This is a genomic window from Adlercreutzia sp. DFI.6.23 (assembly GCF_024462535.1).
GTDB classification, from domain to species: Bacteria; Actinomycetota; Coriobacteriia; order Coriobacteriales; family Eggerthellaceae; genus Adlercreutzia; species Adlercreutzia rubneri.
Genome location: NZ_JANGBP010000084.1, coordinates 1 through 440 on the forward strand (window position 1 = coordinate 1; position 440 = coordinate 440).

Annotated in this window: 1 pseudogene; it reads left to right on the top strand. The window is 66.1% G+C overall.

From position 1 onward, the window contains the following. Nucleotides 1–134 precede the first annotated feature (134 nt). Nucleotides 135–440 (top strand): annotated as a pseudogene (locus tag NE591_RS12450) (MFS transporter); the annotation flags it as partial.

Here is a 440-nt window from a genome sequence, read left to right on the forward strand (position 1 = left end):
GTTGCCGAGGCCGCCGACCTCGCCGAGGCTGCTGAAGAGGCTGTGGCCGTGGTTGATGCGGAGGATGCTACGGAATAGTTTGACCGCGGCTCTGCCTGAGTCGATAGGTTTGAACCACCCTCGGCTTCTCCTCGGTGATGTTCCTCGATTTCGCCGGAGCCGGCGTGGCCATCCTCGGCCTGGCCCTGGCGAAGATTCCCACGGAGGTGGATGCGACGGCCGAAGGTCAGCACGTACTGGCGAACCTGCGCGATGGCTGGCGCGCCATTGCGAAGACGCGCGGGCTCGTGCTGTTGATCGGCGGCGTCACCGTCGGCATGATGATCTTCGGGCCGCTGTCGGCGGTGTTCCCGCTCATGACCTATCAGCATTTCGGCGGCGACGGCCATGCGGCGTCTCTGGCCGAGGCGGCCTTCGGGGTGGGCATGCTCGTGGGTTCG